The following is a 1,093-nucleotide window of genomic DNA, read 5'->3' on the forward strand; positions in this document are numbered from 1 at the left end:
GGGCCTCCTACCTCATCAAGGCCCTCAATTTCGTAGACCTGGCTCTGGTTGAGGTAGTGGTAAGAGGAGGAAGGCTGGAGGGCTAAGGCGGTGCGGGCCTGGTCAGGGGCCCCAGCTAGTAGGAGGTAGAAGGCATGGTAGTTCCGCTCCCCCGCCGCCTGGGCCACCACTCGGCTCTTCTCCAGCAGGTAGTTCTCTATGTAGCCCCCTGACACCAAGCCCGCTCCATCAAAGTAAATCTTGATAAACTTGCCAAACCGGGACGAGTTGTTGTTCCGTATCGTCTTGGCATTGCCAAAGGCTACGTTTAGCTAAGAGAGAGGGGAGAGGGGACGGAGAGCGGCAGCCACCACTCGAGCCTGGCGTACATTCAAGAATGACATTGGAAGAGGCGATTTGGGTCTTGAGGGTTTGGACAGCCGGGGTATCGCCGCTGACAAAGGAGAGGTAGGCCAGCACAGTCTTGCACGACTCTGTCTTGCCCGCCCCGGACTCCCCGCTCACTGAGTGTAAGTGGTAAGGAGTGACGGCAGCTTAGGTTTACCTAGGATGGAGTGACTGAGGCGGTTGCGCACAAGCTGGTGGTACACCTGGTCACAGAGGCCGTACGCATGCGGCATATTCTCCTTCAACGCCTTTCCCTTGTATTCTAACATCTTGCTCGTGCCATAAAGGTTATCCACATTCTTCCACGGATTGACGGTGACAAGTATACCCCCCACATATGTCTGGTAGATCAGTAACAGAGGAAGCGACTCACGTAGATGTGGTCCGTTTTGAAACGTTCCCGTAAGGTATTCAAAAGCACTGCTTCTGTCAAATTATCAATAGTAACGAGGTCATCTACAATCTTGGAATCATAAATTCAGGTATACCTTGAGATCATCCTGCTGCAGGGGTTGAACATCCGCCAACTTGGCGACAATCTCCTTTACTTTACATTAAACGGATACCTCTCCGTTTTCAAGCTTCAATGATACTCCACTTTCTTCTTGTCGGATGACAGAGGCCGTTGTCCACGAGAGTTGGCCATGCTTGTACCAAGCCTGTTCCCCGGCTTGGAAGAATGTTGCAGCCATTCCCGACGTCCTCA

Annotated in this window: 2 protein-coding genes; both read right to left on the reverse strand. The window is 52.7% G+C overall.

Annotation, left to right across the window (positions count from 1 at the left end; translation table 11 throughout):
* A partial coding sequence (locus V6D20_17965) for a hypothetical protein (protein ID HEY9817669.1) occupies nucleotides 1–215 on the reverse strand: 215 nt, incomplete at its 3' end.
* A gap of 13 nt (nucleotides 216–228) precedes the next feature.
* Nucleotides 229–504: a hypothetical protein gene (locus V6D20_17970; protein HEY9817670.1), complete on the reverse strand. Its 276-nt coding sequence runs from the start codon at nucleotides 502–504 to the stop codon at nucleotides 229–231.
* Between the last annotated feature and the right edge of the window lie 589 nt (nucleotides 505–1,093).

This window comes from Candidatus Obscuribacterales bacterium (assembly GCA_036703605.1).
Taxonomy (GTDB): Bacteria; Cyanobacteriota; Cyanobacteriia; order RECH01; family RECH01; genus RECH01.